The organism is Streptomyces sp. NBC_00988 (assembly GCF_045162645.1).
In the GTDB taxonomy this organism is placed as follows: domain Bacteria; phylum Actinomycetota; class Actinomycetes; order Streptomycetales; family Streptomycetaceae; genus Streptomyces.
In genome coordinates this window covers 5246428-5265652 of sequence record NZ_CP108730.1, presented here as the reverse complement: position 1 = coordinate 5265652, position 19225 = coordinate 5246428, and the positions used below count along the sequence as shown (strand labels likewise).

Annotated in this window: 12 protein-coding genes; 5 read left to right on the top strand and 7 right to left on the bottom strand. The window is 71.3% G+C overall.

Features of this window, described 5'->3' with window-relative positions:
- The 6 genes from OG496_RS23985 to OG496_RS23960 all read right to left on the bottom strand — a co-directional run bounded on the left by OG496_RS23985 (position 1) and on the right by OG496_RS23960 (position 12344).
- Positions 1–2193, bottom strand: a complete 2193-nt coding sequence (locus tag OG496_RS23985) for a CDP-glycerol glycerophosphotransferase family protein (RefSeq protein WP_405972347.1) — start codon at positions 2191–2193, stop codon at positions 1–3.
- A 149-nt stretch (positions 2194–2342) separates the two neighbouring features.
- Positions 2343–4604, bottom strand: a complete 2262-nt coding sequence (locus OG496_RS23980; protein WP_405972346.1) for a CDP-glycerol glycerophosphotransferase family protein — start codon at positions 4602–4604, stop codon at positions 2343–2345.
- A gap of 155 nt (positions 4605–4759) precedes the next feature.
- Positions 4760–5668, bottom strand: a complete 909-nt coding sequence (locus OG496_RS23975) for a carbohydrate ABC transporter permease (RefSeq protein WP_405972345.1) — start codon at positions 5666–5668, stop codon at positions 4760–4762.
- Entirely contained in the window at positions 5665–6945 is a 1281-nt protein-coding gene (locus tag OG496_RS23970; protein ID WP_405976694.1) for a carbohydrate ABC transporter permease, read from the bottom strand. Before OG496_RS23970 ends, OG496_RS23975 begins: the two co-directional genes overlap by 4 nt.
- Before the next feature lie 66 nt (positions 6946–7011).
- Entirely contained in the window at positions 7012–8397 is a 1386-nt protein-coding gene (locus OG496_RS23965) for an ABC transporter substrate-binding protein (RefSeq protein ID WP_405972344.1), read from the bottom strand.
- 155 nt (positions 8398–8552) lie between these two features.
- Complete coding sequence (locus OG496_RS23960) at positions 8553–12344, bottom strand: FHA domain-containing protein (RefSeq protein WP_405976693.1); 3792 nt, start codon at positions 12342–12344, stop codon at positions 8553–8555.
- A 344-nt stretch (positions 12345–12688) separates the two neighbouring features.
- On the opposite strand from OG496_RS23960, the gene OG496_RS23955 reads away from it, so the two are divergent.
- The 4 genes from OG496_RS23955 to OG496_RS23940 all read left to right on the top strand — a co-directional run bounded on the left by OG496_RS23955 (position 12689) and on the right by OG496_RS23940 (position 17947).
- Positions 12689–14383, top strand: a complete 1695-nt coding sequence (locus OG496_RS23955; RefSeq protein WP_366490456.1) for a serine/threonine-protein kinase — start codon at positions 12689–12691, stop codon at positions 14381–14383.
- A gap of 132 nt (positions 14384–14515) precedes the next feature.
- Positions 14516–15754 carry a serine/threonine-protein kinase gene (locus OG496_RS23950; protein WP_405972343.1) on the top strand — a complete coding sequence of 413 codons (1239 nt, stop codon included), beginning with the start codon at positions 14516–14518 and terminating at the stop codon, positions 15752–15754.
- Positions 15755–15890: 136 nt separating this feature from the next.
- Positions 15891–16997 (top strand): peptide chain release factor 2, encoded by a 1107-nt coding sequence (gene prfB, locus OG496_RS23945; RefSeq protein WP_366490458.1) that lies wholly within the window; start codon positions 15891–15893, stop codon positions 16995–16997.
- Positions 16998–17332: 335 nt separating this feature from the next.
- Complete coding sequence (locus tag OG496_RS23940; protein WP_405972342.1) at positions 17333–17947, top strand: hypothetical protein; 615 nt, start codon at positions 17333–17335, stop codon at positions 17945–17947.
- A gap of 115 nt (positions 17948–18062) precedes the next feature.
- Here OG496_RS23940 and OG496_RS23935 read toward each other — a convergent pair whose 3' ends face one another.
- Positions 18063–18254 (bottom strand): hypothetical protein, encoded by a 192-nt coding sequence (locus tag OG496_RS23935; protein WP_019056429.1) that lies wholly within the window; start codon positions 18252–18254, stop codon positions 18063–18065.
- A gap of 260 nt (positions 18255–18514) precedes the next feature.
- On the opposite strand from OG496_RS23935, the gene ftsE reads away from it, so the two are divergent.
- A complete protein-coding gene (gene ftsE / locus OG496_RS23930; RefSeq protein ID WP_200687972.1) occupies positions 18515–19204 on the top strand; it encodes a cell division ATP-binding protein FtsE in 690 nt (229 codons plus the stop codon).
- The last annotated feature ends 21 nt before the right edge of the window (positions 19205–19225 follow it).

Sequence of the window (19225 nt, the reverse complement as noted above, 5' to 3'; positions counted from 1 at the left end):
TCAGCTCCTTACGAGGGTGGCGGCGGGGGCCGGGACGCGCTCCGCGAGCGGGACCACGGGCGGCACGGTCTCCGGCGGTTCGCCGAGGAACACCCGGCGTACGACCCGCTCGGCGGCCAGCCCGTCGTCGAACTCGCAGAAACGGGAGCGGAATTCGGCCCGCAGGGCGCTGGACTCCGCCCCCGCGTACGAGCCGTCGCGGAACACCTGTGCCAGCTCCTCGGGCGTGCGGGCGACCGGTCCCGGCGGCGCCTCCATGAGGTCGAAGTAGACGCCCCGCGTCTCCCGGTAGACCTCCCAGTCGTCGGCGTACACGACGATCGGCCGGTCGAGGTTGGCGTAGTCGAACATGATCGACGAGTAGTCGGTGACCAGCGCGTCGGCGGCCAGGCACACGTCCTCGGAGGAGCGGTGGCCGGTCACGTCGATGATCCGGCCGCTGCTCTTCGCGCGGCCCTGGTCGTAGAAGTAGTGGGCGCGCAGCAGCACGACCACGTCGTCGCCGGCCGCCGCGCAGAAGGCCTCCAGATCGAGGCCCGTGTCGAAGCCGGTCTGGTAGTCGCGGTGGGTGGGCGCGTACAGGACGGCCGTCTTGCCGTCTGGAACGCCCAACTCCTCCCGGACGCGGGCTACTTCAGCCGCGGTCGCCGTGTAGTAGACGTCGTTGCGCGGATAGCCGTACTCCAACGCCTCGTACGAGCCGGGGAAGGCGCGCTCCCACATCTGGGTGGAGTGGCGGTTGGAGGAGATGTTGTAGTCCCAACGGTCCACTCGGCCCAGCAACTTGGCGAAGCTGCCGGTCGCGGCGGCCACCACCGGGTACGTCGACTGGTCGACGCCCATCTTCTTCAGCGGGGTTCCGTGCTGCGTCTGGACGTGCACGCTGCCGCGCCGTTTGACGACGTCCTCCGCGAAGTTGGCGTTGTTGACCAGGTACTTGGCCCGCGCCAGCACCTCCCAGTACTTCCGGCTGCCGATGACGGCGTGCTCGACGCCCTTCGGTACGGCGTCCACCGCGTCCGGCTCGACCAGGAACACCGAGCGGATGTGCGGGGCGAGTTCGCTCGCCTTCGCGTGGATCGCGGCCGGGCTGCACGCGTAGCCCCGGCCCCAATAGGCGCAGTAGACAGCCAGGTTGGGGTCGAGCGGGCGGCGCAGGTCGCGGGCGTAGCGCAGGCGGGTGCGCAGCATGCGGGGGCGCGGGACCCGCTCGGCCGCGCCCGACGCCGACCGGTTGGCGCCGCGCAGCGCCTTGAACGCCGTGTACGCACCCGAGGCCAACAGCCGGTGCTGCACACCCAGACTCCCGCTCGGCGCATGGAAGTTGGCGGGCCGGTGACTCCGGTACAGCCGTCCGGCCCGGCGGAAGAAGGCGCGGTGCCCGGAGGGGAGCCGTTCGGGCCGGGAGGCGGTCTTCAGCACCACCGCGAAAAGCTGCTCGAACAGCGCCTGCGACCGCTCGGGAGCCAGACCTTGCGCCGCGCTGAGCACCAACTCCACCTGGTCGAGCAGCTGATGGTGGTGCTCGCCCGGCAGGTTGAGCCGGCTGCCCTGCCGCCGCAGCAGATGCCGTACGACGACGGAGCGCAGGACCGCCACCCGCTCGGCGGCGACGGTGACCAGGCCGCCCCAGCCCAGGTCCGTGAACTGGGCGTCCGGGAAGGTGAGTTGGTGGTCGGTGAGGAAGGTGCGGCGGTAGGCCGCGCTCCATGCCGGGAGCTGTACGCCCGTCAACTGCGGTGCCTGAGCCGGGGAGAAGGCGCCCGTCGGCGTCTTCGCGAGCAGCGGGGCTGCCGGGTTGGTGAGCTCGCCTTCCCACCACGGGGTCCGCTCGTGCTCGAAGTACAGGACGTCCACGTCACCGGTCTCCGTCAGCCGGGCGTCCAACGCGGCCAGTGCGCCCGGGGCGAGAGTGTCGTCGCCGTCCAGGAAGAGGGCGTAGGAGCCGGTCGCCGCCCGTAGGCCGGTGTTGCGGGCCCCGCTCAGGCCTGCGGAGGGTGGGGAGTTGACCGGGGCCACCCGGGAGTCCCGTCCGGCGTGGCCGGTGGCGACGTCGGCGGCCGGGGAGCCGGGGGCGTCGCAGACCGGGATCAGCTCGAAGTCGCCGTAGGACTGCGCGAGGACCGAGTCCAGGGCCAGGGACAGCCGGCCGACGACCCCGTGGGACGGGACGATGATGCTGAAGCGGGGCATTCTGTTCTTTCTCCAGTGGTGCGGAGGGGGCCGGGTCAGTGCGCGCGGCAGGCCCTGGGGCGTCCGGTCGGGCGCCAGGTGGTCGGGCGGGTCGGGGTGGGGCGTGAGGGGCTTGAGGGCATGTGAACTCCCCGGTGTGGGAACGGCGTTCAGAGGCGGTCGGTGACGGGCTGGGACGCGGTGGGCTGCGGCACGGTGGCGAGCGGGGAGCGCGTGGGGCTCGCGGCGGCCGACGGCACCGGGTGGCGCTCGGCGAGCGGCACGACCGGCGGGAGGTCCGTCTCGCCCAACACCACGTGGCGTACGACCCGTTCGGCGGCGCGGCCGTCGTCGTAGGGGCAGAAGCGCTCGCGGAACGCGGCGCGCAGCTGGGCCGAGCGGGAGCCGCGCCAGTGGTCGGTCGCGAAGATGTCGATCAGCTCGTCCTCGCTGCGGGCGACCGCGCCCGGTGGGAAGGCCCGCAGGTCGAAGTAGGTGCCGCGGGCCGCCTCGTAGGCCTCCCAGTCGTCTGCGTGGATGACGATCGGGCGATCGAGGTTGGCGTAGTCGAACATCAGGGACGAGTAGTCGGTGACCAGCGCGTCGGATGCGAGGCAGAGGGACTCGACGCTGGGGTGGTCGGTGACGTCGATGATCCGGCCGGACGCGGAGGCCGCGAGGGGGCCCTCGTGCCAGTAGTGGGCGCGGGCCAGCACGACGAAGCGCGGGCCGAGGCGGCGCAGGACGCGGTCGAGGTCGAGGTGGGCGCGCTGAACGCGCCGGTAGTCGCGGTGAGTTGGGGCGTAGAGGAGGGCGATGGTGTCCTGCGGGATGCCGAGGGACTCGCGCAGCCGGGCCACGTCGGCCGAAGTCGCCTGCTGGAACACGTCGTTGCGGGGATAGCCGTAGGCGAGCGTCGTGTAGCTGCCGGGGTAGACGCGCTCCCAGGTCAGGGTGGTGTGGCGGTTGGCGGACAGGACGTGGTCCCACTTGTCGACGCCCTTGAGGAGTTCGCCGAAGTCCATGTCCCGTGCGGCGGCCGGGCGTTCCTGGAGGTCGAGGCCCATGTGCTTGAGCGGGGTGCCGTGTTGGGTCTGGATCATGACCTGGCCGGGGCGTTTGACCAGCCGGCGGTCGAAGTTGACGTTGTTCACCAGGTACTTGGAGCGGGCCAGCGCCGTCCAGTAGGAGGCGGTGTCCGGGCGCAGTCTGCGGGTGGCGGCCGGGATCGTGTGGTGGTGCTCGGGGCGGGCGATCCACGCGGTGCGGATGTGCGGGGCGTGGGTGCGGAACGCGCTCTCCAGCGCGCCCGGGTTACAGCTGTGGCCGCGGCCCCAGTAGGCGGCGAACACCGCGCGATCCCTCAGCGGGAGCCGGAGTTGGACGCGGTAGTGGAGTTGGAGGATCGCCGCCCTGAGTGCGCGCAGGGCCTTCGCGGTGAGCTTGACCGCGCTGCGGCGCCAGCTCATCGCCGCCTGCAGGGCGCGGAACGTGCGGTGGACGCCGAAGTGGACGAGCGTGTGGCGCATGCGGGTGCGCAGCGGGACGGGGGTGCCGGGGATGCGGTAACGGCGGTAGTGGGCACGGGCCTTGCGCAGGAACTCGGCGCGGGTGCCGCGCGGGAGGCGGTCGGGCTTGGTGAACACCGTCGCGAGGTGGTCGACCATCCGGCGGAACAACACCGGGCGCCACTGGGCGAGTTGGGGGCGCGCGTCGACGAACGCGAAGACCCGGTCGTACTGGTCGAAGACGTCGAAGTGCTTACGGCTGGTCGTGCCGAGGATGTTGCCCTGGCGGCGCTGGCGGTAGTGGACGCAGACCCGGTCGAGGGTCGCGATCGTCTCCGCCGTCATCAGGACCGGGTAGGTCCACGGGGTGTCCTCGTAGTAGCCGGGCGGGAAGGCGAAGCCCTCGCGCTCCACGAACTCCCGTCGGTACGCCTTGTTCCAGGCCACCATGATGACCCGGAGGAGCCCGGGGCGGTCCTCCAGTCGGAAGGGCGCCGGGCCCTGTTCGGTCAACTGGACGGCGACCTTGTTGCGTTGGGCCTCGCCCGACCAGAAGGTGCGCGCGTAGTCGAAGACCAGGACGTCCGGCTCGCCGGTCTCCTTCAAGCGGTCGGCGATCGCGCGCAGCGCGTCGGGCGTGAGTGTGTCGTCGCTGTCGAGGAAGACGAGATAGTCGCCGGTCGCCTGTTCCAGACCGGCGTTGCGGGCGCGGCCGAGGCCCTGGTTCTCGGGGAGATGGACCGCGCGCACCCGGGCGTCGCGGGCCGCGAACTCGTCGATGATCGCGCCGCAGGCGTCCGGCGAGCAGTCGTCGACCGCGATCAACTCCAGATCGGGGTACGACTGGGAGAGCACCGATTCCAGGCATTCGTGCAGGTACGCCTGCACCTTGTACGCGGGGACAATGACACTGAACCTGGGCAAGGGACATCCATGGGTCGGTCGGCGCGGGCGTTCTGCCCGGGAACGGCCGATGGAGTGACTTGGTTACGCCGGGTACGGCATACGGGGGACACACGGTGAACGAAAAGGGGCGGGCCGGTGACGGCCCACCCCTTTGAACTATGTGTGTTTTGCGGCTATTTGACCGCTCCTGCCATCACACCGGTCACGAACTGCCGCTGGAACGCGAAGAACACGGCCAGCGGGATCACCATGGAGATGAACGCACCGGGTGCCAGCACGTCGATGTTGTTGCCGAACTGGCGTACCTGCGTCTGCAGTGCGACCGTGATCGGCTGGGTGCTCGACTTGGTGAACACCAGCGCGACCAGCATGTCGTTCCACACCCACAGGAACTGGAAGATGCCCAGGCTCGCGATCGCGGGCCCGCCCAGCGGCATCACGACCCGCGCGAACAGCCGCAGTTCGCCCGCGCCGTCCAGCCGTGCCGCCTCCAGGAGTTCGCGGGGGATCTCCGCGAAGAAGTTCCGCAGCAGGAACACCGCGAACGGCAGCCCGTAGCCCACATGGAAGAGGATCACCCCGAAGATGGTCCCGAACAGGCCTATTTTTCCGAAGAGTTCGGCGATCGGGATCAGCGCCACCTGCACCGGCACGACCAACAGGCTGACCACGCCCAGGAACCACCAGTCGCGGCCCGGGAACTCCATCCACGCGAACGCGTAGCCCGCGAGCGAGCCGATCACCACGACGAGTATCGTCGCCGGGACGGTGATCAGGACGGTGTTCCACAGCGAGTTGGTGATGTCGCTGTTCTCCAGCAGTGTCTTGTAGCTGTGGAGGGTGAGCTGGGACGGCTGGCTGAAGACCTTCCACCAGCCGCTCGCGCTCATGTCCTCCGGGCTGCGCAGCGAGGACAGCAGCAGCCCGAGCGTCGGCACCAGCCAGAACAGGCCGACGAGGATCAGGAACACCCGGACCAGACCCCCGCTCGCCGCCGCCGCGAGCCGCCCGCCGAGCGACTCCCGCGCCTTGACGACCTCAACAGGCCCTGTCTTTCCCAGAGTTCCGGCATCCGTGGTCATCGCCGCACCTCCCGCCTGAGCCGCCGCACATTGAAGAGCATCACCGGAATCACCAGCAGCAGCAGGAACACCGAGATCGCGCTGGCGATCCCCGGCTGGTCCTCCGAGAAGCCCTTCCGGTACAGCTCCAGGGCCAGCACGTTCGCGTCGTCCTGCGAGGAGCCCGGGGCGATGATGAAGACCAGGTCGAAGATCTTCAGCACATTGATCATCAGCGTGACGGCGACGACCGCGAGCACCGGCGCCAGCAAGGGCACCGTGACCCGCCGGAACACCTGCCACTCGTTGGCCCCGTCGACCCGCGCCGCCTCCAGCAACTCCCTGGGCACGCCCGCGAGTCCGGCCGCGATCAGGACCATCGCGAACCCGGCCCACATCCACACGTACGACCCGATGATGGCCGGCGTCACCAACGACGGGCCCAGCCACTCCACTCCGTTGTACGGCGCCTTGAAGTTGCCTGCCGGGAGCCGGAGTTGGGCCCCGTCGGCCTTGGCGGGCAGCGTGAAGGTGCCGTCGCCCGCGGCCTTGGTCGAGGCGACCACCTTGCCGTCCTTGACCGCCTCGATCTTCATCCCGCCGTAGCCGAGTTCGGACGGGTCGACCCCGCCGAGCTTGCCGACGCCCTTGCCGCGGGTGAAGTCCTGCCAGGTCGTGCCGGTGATCTTCCCCGGCTCGGCCTTCGCGGCCACGGCCTTCTTGGCGCCGTCGGGCATCTGGTCGGGGGCGACGCCGACCAGCGGGAGGACGACGGTCTGGCCCGTGTGGACCGTCGTACTGGTGATGAATCCGCCGTGGTCCGCCTTCAGCGGCGACTCGCGGCCCGGGTGGGCGTTCGGGAACGCCGACGACGAGACGAACGTGTCGTGGATGCCGACCCAGACCGCGTTGGCGACACCCTTGTGCGGGTCCTGGTCGTAGACGAGCCGGAAGATGATGCCGGCGGCCAGCATCGAGATCGCCATCGGCATGAAGACGACGAGCTTGAACGCCGTTCCCCAGCGCACCCGTTCGGTCAGCACCGCGAAGATCAGACCGAGGGCGGTGGCGACCGTCGGCGCGAAGATCACCCAGATGACGTTGTTCTTCAGGGCGGTGCGGATGCCGTCGTCGGTGAACAGGGCCTTGTAGTTGTCGAATCCGGCGAAGCCGTCACCGGCCTGGTTGCCGAAGCTGCGGACCAGCGAGTACCCGATCGGGTAGACCACGAGCGCGCCGAGCAGCACCAGGGCGGGCAGCAGGAACAGCACTGCCACGGTCCTGCGGGTGCCGGTCACGCTCTTGCGGTTGCGGGGAGGGACGGAGGCCCCGGGGGCCTCCGCCGCTGCCGATGCCACTGGGGCTCAGCTCCCGCTCGCGTACGCCGCCGCCGCGTCCTTCTCCAACTGGGCCTGCGTGCCCGCGACATCCGTCGGGTTCTTCAGGAAGTCCTGTAGGTCCTTCCACTCGCCCTTGCCGGGCGTACCGCCGAAGGACTGCGGGGCCTGGTCGGACATGTCGAAGCGGAAGTCGTCACCGGCCGCGATCAGCGACTTGGCGATCGTCCGCTGCACCGCGTTCGGGTACGCGGAGTCCGGCACGTTCTTGTTGGGGGAGAGATAGCCGCCGAGCTTCGCCTGGATCGTCGCCGCGTCCGGTGAGGCGAGGAACGTCGCCAGCGCCTGGGCCGCCTTGGAGTCCTTCAGGATGACGGCCGCGTCGCCGCCGGAGACCACGGGCGCGGTCGATCCCACCGCCGGGAACGGGAACACCTTCGCGTCGGTGCCCACCTTCGCCTTGGTCTCACCGATGTTGACCTGCACGAAGTCGCCCTCGTAGACCATCGCGGACTTCGGCTGGGCGCCGCCGTTGAAGGTCTGGGTGACGGACGCGGGGAACTCGGTCTGGAGCGCGCCGTTCTGACCGCCCGCGATGTAGGCCTTCTTGCCCCAGATCTGGGCGAGCGTGGTGAGGGCCTGCTTGACGGAGGGATCCGTCCACTTGATCTTGTGCTGGGCGAGTTCGTCGTACTTCTCCGGGCCTGCCTGCGACAGGTACACGTTCTCGAACCAGTCCGTCAGCGGCCAGCCGTCCGCGCCCGCGATCGAGAACGGGGTGACCCCGGAGTCGTAGACCGTCTGCGCGGTCGTCAGCAACTCCGCCCAGGTCTTGGGTTCCTTGGCGCCCGCGTTCGCGAAGACCTTGGCGTTGTACCAGATCAGCGACTTGTTGGCGGCCTTGTAGTAGACGCCGTACTGCTTGCCGTCGACCTTGCCGATGTCCTGCCAGCCCTGCGAGTAGTTCTTCTGCAACTCCGCGAGCGCGTCGGCACCGAGGGGCTTGGCCCACTTCTTGTCGACGGCCTGCTTGATGGCGCCGGGCTGCGGGAGCATCGCGACGTCCGGCGGCTGACCGCCCGCGATCTTCGAGCCGAGGAAGTTGATGATCGGGTCCTGCGCGGGCACGAAGGTGACCTTGGCCCCCGTGCGCTTCTCAAACTCGGAGAGGACCGCCTTGAAGTTCTTCTGCTCGGCACCCGTCCACACGGCGGCCACTTCGAGGCTCGCGCCGTTCAGTTTCGGGAGGGTGACCGTACCCGCGGTCTCCGAGGGACTGCTGGATTTACCGTCGTCGCTCTTGCTGCCGCCGCCTCCGCAGGCGGCGAGCGAGAGCGTCAGTGCCCCCGCGGCGACAACTGCCGCTGTACGTACGGTGGTGCGTGTCCGGTGGGTGCTGCTCGTGCTGCGCATCACTGCCCCGTTCTTCGTTCCTCGTCGAACGCTCGAACGCTTCCGTGCGCACTGGTCTACGCCCGGTACTTGAACGCGGCAAGATGGCGTTCGCTGTCAAGTACGCGATCGTGATTGGGTCGTGACGTGGGGTTGTGTGGGCAACCTGTGAACGATCAGAGGAGCGATGGCACCTCCGCCGCGGACACCGAGCGCGTGGCCCGCTCCAGCGCGCTGGCCAGGAGCGCCAAGTCCGTTGGCCCGTTGCCGAGTTCGCGGACGGGGCGGCGGGCCGGCGGATCGCCCATGCGCTGCCACTCCAGCGGCACGACCGTGGGCCGGAGCGTCGCCGTACGCGGGATACGGCCCGTCACGCGCCCACCCTGGAAGGGAGTCGCCCGGCCGTCCGGCAAGGTCAACCGGCCGCGCCCCGGAGCGGGTTCGTCCGGACCCTGGGCCGTCGCGTCGAGGCTGACCCGGAGGGTGATGTGCCGCGCGGGCTCGGTCTCGGACGTACGCGCCTCTACGGCGGCCGCCGCGACCAGGTGCACGCCGAGCCGCTCGCCCTCGCGGGCCACCGCCTCCAGTGCGCGTATCACCGAGCCGGCGGCGGGGCGCCCGGGGGAGCCGAGCGGGGGTTTGACCAGCGCGTCCAGGTCGTCGACCACCACGACGAGCCGGGGCAACGGCGGTGCCGCCTCGGTCTGTTGACGGGCCGCCGCCGACGGGCGCAGCCGGATCGTCGAACTGGTCGGGGACTCCAGATCCCCGGCACCGGACGTGCCGCGCTGGGCGATGATCCGCCCCGACACCTCGTGCCGCGAGTGCCACTCGACGAAGCCGATCCGGCCCAGCAACTCGGCCCGCCGCTTCAGCTCGGCGCTCAGCGACTGCGCGAACTCCCGCATGCGCACAGGGTCGTTGGCGGTGAGATGGGTGGTGACATGCGGTACGTCCGTGCAGACCCGCAGGCCTTCACCGTGCCCGCCTCCCCCAGAGGGGGTACCCCCAGCGCCGACGCTGTCCCGCCCGTCGATCAGCACGATGCCGAGCCGGTCGGGGCGCTCGGCTGCCGCGAGGGACGCGACGACCGCCCGCAGCGACTCCGTACGGCCACTGCCCGGCGGACCCTCGATCAGCAGATGCGGTCCCTCGGAGGCGAGGTCCGCGGTGACCGGCCCGCGCGGCCCGGCTCCGAGCACCGCCCAGGCCCGCCCGCCGACCGCGTCCTTGTCGTCACCGGCATCCGCCCAACGCGTCAGCAGCGACGCCGGGGTGGCCCGCGCCAGCCCCAACTCGTCCAGCAACCGCGCCGATTGGGGCAACGGCGCCGACACACGCGCGTGCCGCTCGTTCGCGGGCCCGTCCGCCCTGAGCGGTGCCAGCGCCCGCGCGAAGCGCTCGGCCCAGGCGAGGGAGACTGCGTCCACGGCGGCGATGGTGCCGTCGCCCACGGGGCCGGGGCCGGAGGAGTCGAGGTCGTGCTGGCCGAGGCCTGCCCGGTCGGGGCGAGACGCCTCTGTGCCGGGGCGTGACGGCTCCGTACGGGGAGGTGACGCGCCCGTGCCGGGTCGGGACGCCTCCGTACCGGACTGTGCTGCTCCTGTACCGGACCGTGCCGCTTCTGTGCCGGTTCGCGACGCTCCCGCACCGGGTCGTGTCACCCCCGTACCGCCGGCCCGAGACGCCCCCGTACCGCCGTGCGCGACCCGCAACAGCCGTAGCGCCGTGGCGACATCACCGCTCAGCAGGGCGACCGCCCCGCACTCCCGGAACGTCGGCGCCGCCGCGCAGGCCGCCTCGTAGGTCTCCGTCACGGGGGACACGGGCGAGGCCGCGTCCGTCTCGGCCAGGCAGACGACGTGGATACCGGCCCGGGGCCCGTCGTGGGCCAGCCGCGCCACCGCCTCGCGCACATCGGCGCCACCGGGGTCACCGTCCACCACGAGCACGGTGTACGGCCCCACGAAACCGTCCGCCGAGCCGTCACCGTCGTCGGTGCGGGCCCACGCGGGGCGGTGGGCGGCGCCGCGGAGGGAATCGGCGGAGGTGTCGGAGCCGGCGGGCCGGGGCCGGGTGGCGCCGGAGTCCGGGTCGTCGGAGGTGCCGGAGCGGTGGTGGTGGGCGTCGTCGGTGGTGTTGTACGTGGTCGGGGTGCCGGAGCTGCCCGTCGCCCCGCGCTGCTGACGGTCGTCGGCCGTGTGCCGTGCGGCGGCACTCAACTGGCCTTCCGCTGAAACGTGTTGTGAGGCGGGTGAACCCTGTGGTGAGGGAAGGCCCGACCGCCCCTCCACCGAGCCGCGCTGCGCGCCGATGCCCGGAGTACGACGGCCGGAGGTGCCAGTGATGCCGGAGGCGACGCTCGGCCGACCCGTACCGCGCGCATCCATGGCGTGGTCCTCAAGCCGCCGCAGCAGCTCGTCCGTCCGGGCCGTCGCCTGCTCCCGGTCGTAGGCCAGCAGCAACCGACAGTCCTGGCCGTGTCCGGGGCGCAGGTGCGGCAGCCAGCCGAGCCAGGACCACTCGGCGGTGCGCTCGGCCACCGTACGCGCGCGGTCCGTGCTGATCAGCACGATCTCCAGGGCGTTGGGGGAGTGCAGCGCGGCGAGCTGGGCCACCACCGCGCGGGCCAGCCCCGAGAGCCGCGCGCGCGGACCGGCCAGGCCCAGCGCGCCGACCTCGCGGAGCCCGGAGGTCACCGGCACCGCGGGCAGCAGTGCCGAGCCGTCCGGTGTCGCCCGGTCCGCCGTGCCGAGCCGCACCGTGAGCGCCTCGGGGTGGCCGGGGGCGCGCTCCCACAGGCGGGGCCCTGGGCCCAGGGCGGTGAGCAGCAGGGCCGCCGGGTCGGGCCAGGTGTCGGGTTGCTGGAGGACGACGGGCGGGGGCGGCACGCTCTCGTCGGTGGCCTCCTCGTCGTACGACGACTCGGGGTCCTCGGCCGTCGACTCGCCGCGGCCGCCCGTCAGGCGGCGCGCCCACTTGCCGATGCCGCCGCGCCTGCGCACGCCCTGCGGTACGTCGGTGCCCCGGAGAGGGGTGCCCTTGCGTCCGGTATGGGCGTCGTCGGTGTCGTCGTACGGGGGGATGCGGGAGGTCGTCGTAGGCGCGGAGAACACGTCCTCGGCGCCCTCCGACCGCTCGTCGCCGAGAGGCTCGCCGAAGACTCCGAAGCGGCCCGCGTGGGTGTCGCCGCCCTCGTGGACGAGGCGGTGCTCGATGCTCGGGGCGCTGCCCTGGCCGGGCACCACGAGGGGTTCGCTGCGGGCGGCGGCCGGGGTGCCGGGGGACACGCGCACGTGGCCCTCGCCGTCGGGGGCCGTATCGGCGCGCGCGCCCGGGCCGCCGGACGGGGTCAGCCGCAGGGCCGACTCGCCGATGCGGAGCAGCGCGCCCGGGGCGAAGCGCACCGGGCGGGTGCCCACGCGCGTGCCCGCCAGCGTCGTGCCGTTCGTCGAGCCCAGGTCGGCGACGGAGACGCGGCCTCCGGGGTCGACCGTCACCGCGCAGTGCAGCCGGGACACGTCCGGGTCGTCCAGCGGGACGTCGGCGTCGGCGGAGCGGCCGATGTGGATCTGGCCGCCGTGCAGGAGGTGCACCCCGCCCGCGTCCGGGCCCGCGACCACATGGAGCTGGGTCGGGGCGTCGTCCAGCTCGGGATGGGCCTCGGGCTCGGCGGGGGCGCCCAGGGACAGCACCGCGCCGTCCGTCAGCGGCGGCTCGCCGAGGGTGCAGCGCTGGGTGTCGAGGCGCTCCACGCCCGCGTACAGCACGATCGGGCCGCCGGACTCGCGGCTCCGCTCGGACTGCGACGCGGCCGCGTCGGCGGAGACCGCCGAGGCCAGCGCGGACGCCACCGCGGCCAGGGCCGTGCCGGCGGGCGCGGTGACCAGCACATCGCAACTCGCGGAGCGGCCCCGCGGCTGCGCGGGCGGCCCCAACGGGTCTACGACGGTCAGCCGGATCTGCATCGCCGTCAGCGGTCCCTTCTGCCCGGGCACGGAATTTCCCCCACCCCGCGCGAGCACATCGGCCAGTACTGCACGCATCCTCGCACCTGCCACTGACAACTCGCCCGGGGCCCGGCAGCAAGTGATCTTGATTGGTCAGCTCTGTCCCCAAAAGTGCCTGACCAGTGCCGCACCGGTGATCGAGTGAGACCGGTCATGTCCGCCTTCGGTGACCATTGGGGCAACCGGGAGACCGGGGAGAGCGTCTTTCCTTCGAACATGTACGGCGATGCTTACGTAGGTAGCCGCAAGAGGGGCGGCACTACAGTGGACCGGAACACAGGCAAGCAGCAGGGAGCGCAGACGTGCGGCCGGTAGGCAGCAAGTACCTCCTGGAGGAGCCACTCGGACGCGGCGCCACGGGCACCGTCTGGCGGGCCCGCCAGCGTGAGACCGCGGGCGCCGAGGCAGCCGTCCAGGGCCAGCCCGGCGAGACCGTCGCGATCAAGGTCCTCAAGGAAGAGCTCGCGAGCGATCCCGACATCGTGATGCGGTTCCTGCGCGAGCGGTCGGTACTGCTGCGCCTGACCCACCCGAACATCGTGCGGGTCCGCGACCTCGTCGTCGAGGGTGATCTCCTGGCGCTCGTCATGGACCTCGTCGAGGGCCCCGACCTGCACCACTACCTGCGCGAGAACGGCCCCTTCAGCCCGGTCGGCGCGGCCCTGCTCACGGCGCAGATCGCCGACGCGCTGGCCGCCAGCCACGCCGACGGCGTCGTCCACCGCGACCTGAAGCCGGCGAACGTCCTGCTCAAGCAGGGCGGCGGCCAGATGTACCCGCTGCTCACCGACTTCGGCATCGCCCGCCTCGCCGACTCCCCGGGCCTGACCCGCACGCAGGAGTTCGTCGGCACGCCCGCGTACATCGCGCCGGAGTCCGCCGAGGGCCGCCCGCAGACCTCTGCCGTGGACATCTACGGCGCCGGCATCCTGCTGTACGAGCTGGTCACCGGCCACCCGCCGTTCTCCGGCGGCTCGGCCCTCGAAGTCCTCCACCAGCACCTGAGCGCCGAACCGCGTCGCCCCTCGACGGTCCCCGACCCCCTGTGGACGGTCATCGAGCGCTGCCTGCGCAAGAACCCGGACGAGCGGCCCAGCGCCGAGAACCTCGCGCGCGGCCTGCGGGTCGTCGCCGAGGGCGTCGGCGTGCACGCGAACTCCGCGCAGATCGCCGCCGCCGAGAGCGTCGCGATGCTGCTGGCCCCCGACCCCGCGCCCGCCGCCGTACCGGGCGTGCCCGGCGCCGCCGACCCGACGCAGGTCCTGTCGCACAGCGCGGGTGCCTACGACCCGAACGCGGCGACCAGCGTCCTCCCGCACACCAGCGGCCCGCTGGGCGCCGCCGACCCGACCACCGTGATGCCGAACCGCGGCGCGGCCGACCCGACCACGGTCATGCCGCAGAGCCAGGCAGGGCAGTACGGCCAGCAGAACCAGCAGAACCAGTCCGGCGCCGGCCCCGAGCAGCCGCACCCCTGGCAGAACCAGCTGCGCGCCGCCCGCGACCGCAACGAACAGACGCAGTACCAGCCCTACCTCGACCCGGGCGAGGACCCGCTGCGCCGCCGCCCCCAGCGCCAGGTCTCCCACCCGCAGCAGCAACCCCGCCAGGCCGCCCAGCAGCGCCCGCAGCAGCGGCCGTCGCAGCGTCAGCAACCGCAGCAGCAGGGCGGCGGCTACGGCCAGCCGCAGCAGCACCAGCCGCAGCAGTACGCCCCGCCGAGCCGCCAGCAGCCCCAGCGGCCGCCGGAGCCCGCGCGGGAGCCCCGTCAGTCGCGGCAGCGCAGCGCCAACCCGATGAAGATTCCCGGACTCGGCTGCCTGAAGGGCTGCCTGTTCACGGTCGTCCTGCTCTTCGTCGCGGGCTGGCTGGTCTGGGAGCTGACCCCGCTTCAGGACTGGATCGGCACGGGCCGGAGCTACTGGCACGAGATCAGCCACGTCGCCGGACAGGTGAGCGGCTGGGTCAAGGATCTGAGTTCCGCGACCGGCAACTGACCCCCGAATCGCCCTTGTCGGACGCTGCGTTGGGGATTTGTCGACACCCAGTGGGTGATTTCCGCCTCCGCGGTGAAGGTTGGCTCATCTGACGCGTAGTTTTAGCGACACACGCGTCTGGTAGGAGCAGCCTTGGCACGGAAGATCGGCAGCCGGTACACCGCCAACCAGATCCTGGGGCGGGGCAGTGCCGGCACGGTGTGGCTGGGCGAGGGACCCGAGGGGCCCGTCGCCGTCAAGCTGCTGCGCGAGGACCTCGCGTCCGACCAGGAACTCGTCGGCCGCTTCGTGCAGGAGCGCACGGCCCTGCTCGGCCTGGAGCACCCGAACATCGTGTCCGTACGGGACCTGGTCGTCGACGGCAACGACCTCGCCCTCGTCATGGACCTGGTCCGGGGCACGGATCTGCGCACCCGCCTCGACCGGGAACGCCGGCTCTCCCCCGAGGCCGCGGTCGCGATCGTCGCCGACATCGCGGACGGACTCGCGGCGGCCCACGCGGCCGGCGTCGTCCACCGGGACGTCAAGCCGGAGAACGTCCTCCTCGACATGCAGGGCCCGCTCGGCCCCGGCGGCGCGCACCCCGCCCTGCTGACCGACTTCGGGGTCGCCAAGCTCATCGACTCCCCGCGCCGCACCCGCGCCACGAAGATCATCGGCACGCCCGACTACCTCGCCCCCGAGATCGTCGAGGGCCTGCCCCCGCGCGCGGCCGTCGACATCTACGCCCTGGCGACCGTCCTGTACGAACTCCTCGCCGGCTTCACCCCGTTCGGCGGTGGCCACCCCGGCGCGGTCCTGCGGCGGCACGTCACCGAGACCGTCGTACCGCTGCCCGGGATCCCCGACGAGTTGTGGCAGCTGATGGTCCAGTGCCTGGCGAAGGCCCCGGCCTCCCGCCTCCGTGCCTCCGAACTCGCCGCCCGCCTCCGCGAACAACTGCCCCTGCTGGCCGGCATGCCCCCACTGGACGTCGACGAGCCGGACACCGAGCAGGAGGAAGCGGAGCAGGAGGAGACCCCGGAGGCCACGCCCGCACGCAGCGAGCGCGTGCGCCGGGGCGCCGTACCCCTCGTACCGGGCGCCAAGCCCGCCGACTCCAACCGGGACACCCACACGTCGATGCGGGTCCCGGCACCGGACGAACTGGCGGGCGGACCGCGCGGGACGGCCCGGGCCCCGCGCCCGGCGGGTGCCCCGCGCCCCGGCTCGGCCCGGCACCGGGCGGCCACGCGACGCCGGCGGCTGACGCTGGCGGCGGCGGGGGTGGTGCTGGTCGCGGCGGTCGGGGTCGGTACGTGGGCGGCGACGTCGGGCGACTCCGGCGGGGACTCCCCGGACACGAAGAACTCGGCACCGGCTTCGCCGTAAGGGTGTTCTCGCCCCCGCCGCCCCTACCCGTCCCATCCCAGGGGGCTCCGCCCCCTGGACCCCCGCTCCTCAAGCGCCGGAGGGGCTGGATTCACCACCGGCACTCCCCGCTTGGCGGAGCCGTTACGCTGGAGGCGTGGCAGTCGTCGATGTATCCGAAGAGCTCAAGTCCCTCTCCTCGACCATGGAGTCGATCGAGGCCGTCCTGGACCTGGACACGCTGAGGGCAGATGTCGTCGTCCTTGAGGAGCAGGCGGCAGCGCCCTCCCTGTGGGACGACCCGGAGGCGGCGCAGAAGGTCACGAGCAAGCTGAGCCACCTCCAGGCCGAGATCCGCAAGACGGAGGCGCTCCGCAGCCGGATCGACGACCTCTCGGTCCTCTTCGAGATGGCCGAGGAGGAGGACGACCCGGACACCCGCGCCGAGGCGGAGACGGAGCTCACCGCCGTCAAGAAGGCGCTGGACGAGATGGAGGTCCGCACCCTCCTCTCCGGCGAGTACGACTCCCGCGAGGCCGTCGTCACCATCCGCGCCGAGGCCGGCGGCGTCGACGCCTCCGACTTCACCGAGAAGCTCCAGCGCATGTACCTGCGCTGGGCCGAGCGCCACGGCTACAAGACGGAGCTCTACGAGACGTCGTACGCCGAAGAGGCCGGCATCAAGTCGACCACCTTCGCCGTGCACGTGCCGTACGCCTACGGCACGCTCTCCGTCGAGCAGGGCACCCACCGCCTCGTCCGGATCTCGCCCTTCGACAACCAGGGGCGCCGCCAGACCTCCTTCGCCGGTGTCGAGATCCTCCCGGTCGTCGAGCAGACCGACCACATCGAGATCGACGAGTCCGAGCTGCGCGTCGACGTGTACCGGTCCTCCGGCCCCGGCGGCCAGGGCGTCAACACCACCGACTCCGCGGTGCGCCTGACCCACCTCCCCACCGGCATCGTCGTCTCCTGCCAGAACGAGCGCTCGCAGATCCAGAACAAGGCCAGCGCGATGAACGTGCTCCAGGCCAAGCTGCTGGAGCGCCGCCGCCAGGAGGAGCAGGCCCGGATGGACGCCCTCAAGGGCGACGGCGGCAACTCCTGGGGCAACCAGATGCGTTCGTACGTCCTGCACCCGTACCAGATGGTCAAGGACCTGCGCACCGAGTACGAAGTCGGCAACCCCGAGGCCGTGTTCAACGGCGAGATCGACGGCTTCCTGGAGGCCGGAATTCGCTGGCGCAAGCAGCAGGAGAAGTAATTCCACGAGTGACTTCCGAGTTACTTTGTCGACAAGGCAACTGCCGTCCACGGGGCGGCAGTTGCCTTTTTCGTCCCGCTCTTGATCCCTGATGTCTGGGTTTTACATCACACTCACAGGTTCCATCCCCCAGCAAAGAACCCTTAGTTGGACATTGCGCTCGCAACGGCCTTGACGTTGCTGTGAAAACTGGGAAGGGTGAAGCGTGGCATGCGTGTCTCCGGGGCGCATGTGAACCGGGGGACGTGAGCTTTCGCCAGCTGCCACCCCCGTCGATCACGGCCCCGGACACCGACGCGCCACCCTGACGACGAGCTACTGGGGGTAGCAACCTAATGACCAAGAAGACGCGGATCCGTGTCGCACGCATAGCGGCCACCGCTGTCATCGCCGGCGGCGCCTCGCTGACCGCCGCCGGTGCCGCTTCGGCGGTCGGTATCGGCGTGAGCCTCGGCGGCGACGACGGCCTCAACGTGTCGGTCACCACCGACGACGACCCGTCGATTCCGGTGACTCCGCCCGCGACTCCGACCGACACGGGAGTCCCGAGCGTCCCGGACACCACGCCGCCGGTCACGCCGCCGGTCACGCCGACGGAGCAGCCGCCCACGGACGACCCGACCGAGCCCACCGACAACCCCACCGAGCCGACGGACGAGCCGACCACGGCCGCCCCCTCGGACACCGCCACCAGCGGTTCCGGCGGTTCCATCGGCGGCAACAACACCGACCCCGACGGCGGCTCCTCCGCCCAGGAGGCGGGCACCTCCGCGCTCACCGACACCGGTTCCGACACCTCGGCCCAGGGCAACGGCGGTGAGCTCGCCGAGACCGGTGCCGGCCAGACCGCGTTTCTGCTGATCGGCGCCGCGACGATGATCGCCGGCGGCATCGCCTTCCGCATGCTCCCGCGCCTCGCGAGCAGCAACCGCGGCGGCACGATCGCCTGACGGTAGCCGTCCCCGTACGGACCGTACGCACGTCGTACGACGAAGGGCCCGGAGCGTGTCGCTCCGGGCCCTTCTGTATGTCCTTGTACAGGCCGCCTACGCGGTGACAGGCCGCTTATGCGGTCTGGTGCGCCACCAGCGCCAGCGCCGCGATCAGTACCGCGAGCAGGGCGATCAACGCCATGGGGTTCAGATTGCCCCAGGGGTTCTCCTGCTGCAGCCGCGCGCGGTTCGCACGGCAGACGGGACAGCGGCCCTCGTTCACGGGCGCCGCGCAGTTCGCGCACACCAACCGGTCGTACGTCATGCGCTCGCCCTCCTTGCACCGGCTTCCACAGACACAACGCCGCGGGATACGAGAACGTTCCCGAACGTTCCCCTCCACTGTGCCAGGTTCCGCGGGATTCGGCGCGGCTCGCCTTATCCTGCCCCGACCTTGTGCGTTCCAGCCCTTCAAATCCGCGACAAAACGTGCAAGCCTCGCGCAACCCCGGACGCTGACTGCGCGGGCACACCCGGGTCGCGTATGGTCACGCTCACCTACCCCCGGCTACCCGTGGTGCACCCGTGATCCGATTCGACAATGTCTCCAAGGTCTACCCCAAGCAGACCCGCCCCGCTCTCAGGGACGTCTCCCTGGAAGTGGAGAAGGGCGAGTTCGTGTTCCTCGTGGGGTCCTCCGGCTCCGGAAAGTCCACCTTCCTGAGGCTGGTCCTCCGCGAGGAGCGGTGCAGTCAGGGCCAGGTGCACGTGCTGGGCAAGGACCTCGCCCGCATCTCCAACTGGAAGGTGCCGCAGATGCGCCGCCAGCTGGGGACCGTCTTCCAGGACTTCCGGCTGCTGCCCAACAAGACGGTCGCCGAGAACGTGGCCTTCGCGCAGGAGGTCATCGGCAAGTCCAAGGGCGAGATCCGCAAGTCCGTGCCCCAGGTGCTCGACCTCGTCGGGCTGGGCGGCAAGGAGGACCGGCGCCCCGGTGAACTCTCCGGTGGTGAGCAGCAGCGCGTGGCCATCGCGAGAGCCTTCGTGAACCGGCCCAAGCTCCTCATCGCGGACGAGCCCACCGGCAACCTCGACCCGCAGACCTCCGTCGGCATCATGAAGCTCCTCGACCGGATCAACCGGACGGGCACCACCGTGGTGATGGCGACGCACGACCAGAACATCGTGGACCAGATGCGCAAGCGCGTCATCGAGCTGGAGAAGGGCCGCCTCGTCCGTGACCAGGCACGTGGCGTCTACGGCTACCAGCACTGACCGCCGACCGACCCGCCGTCT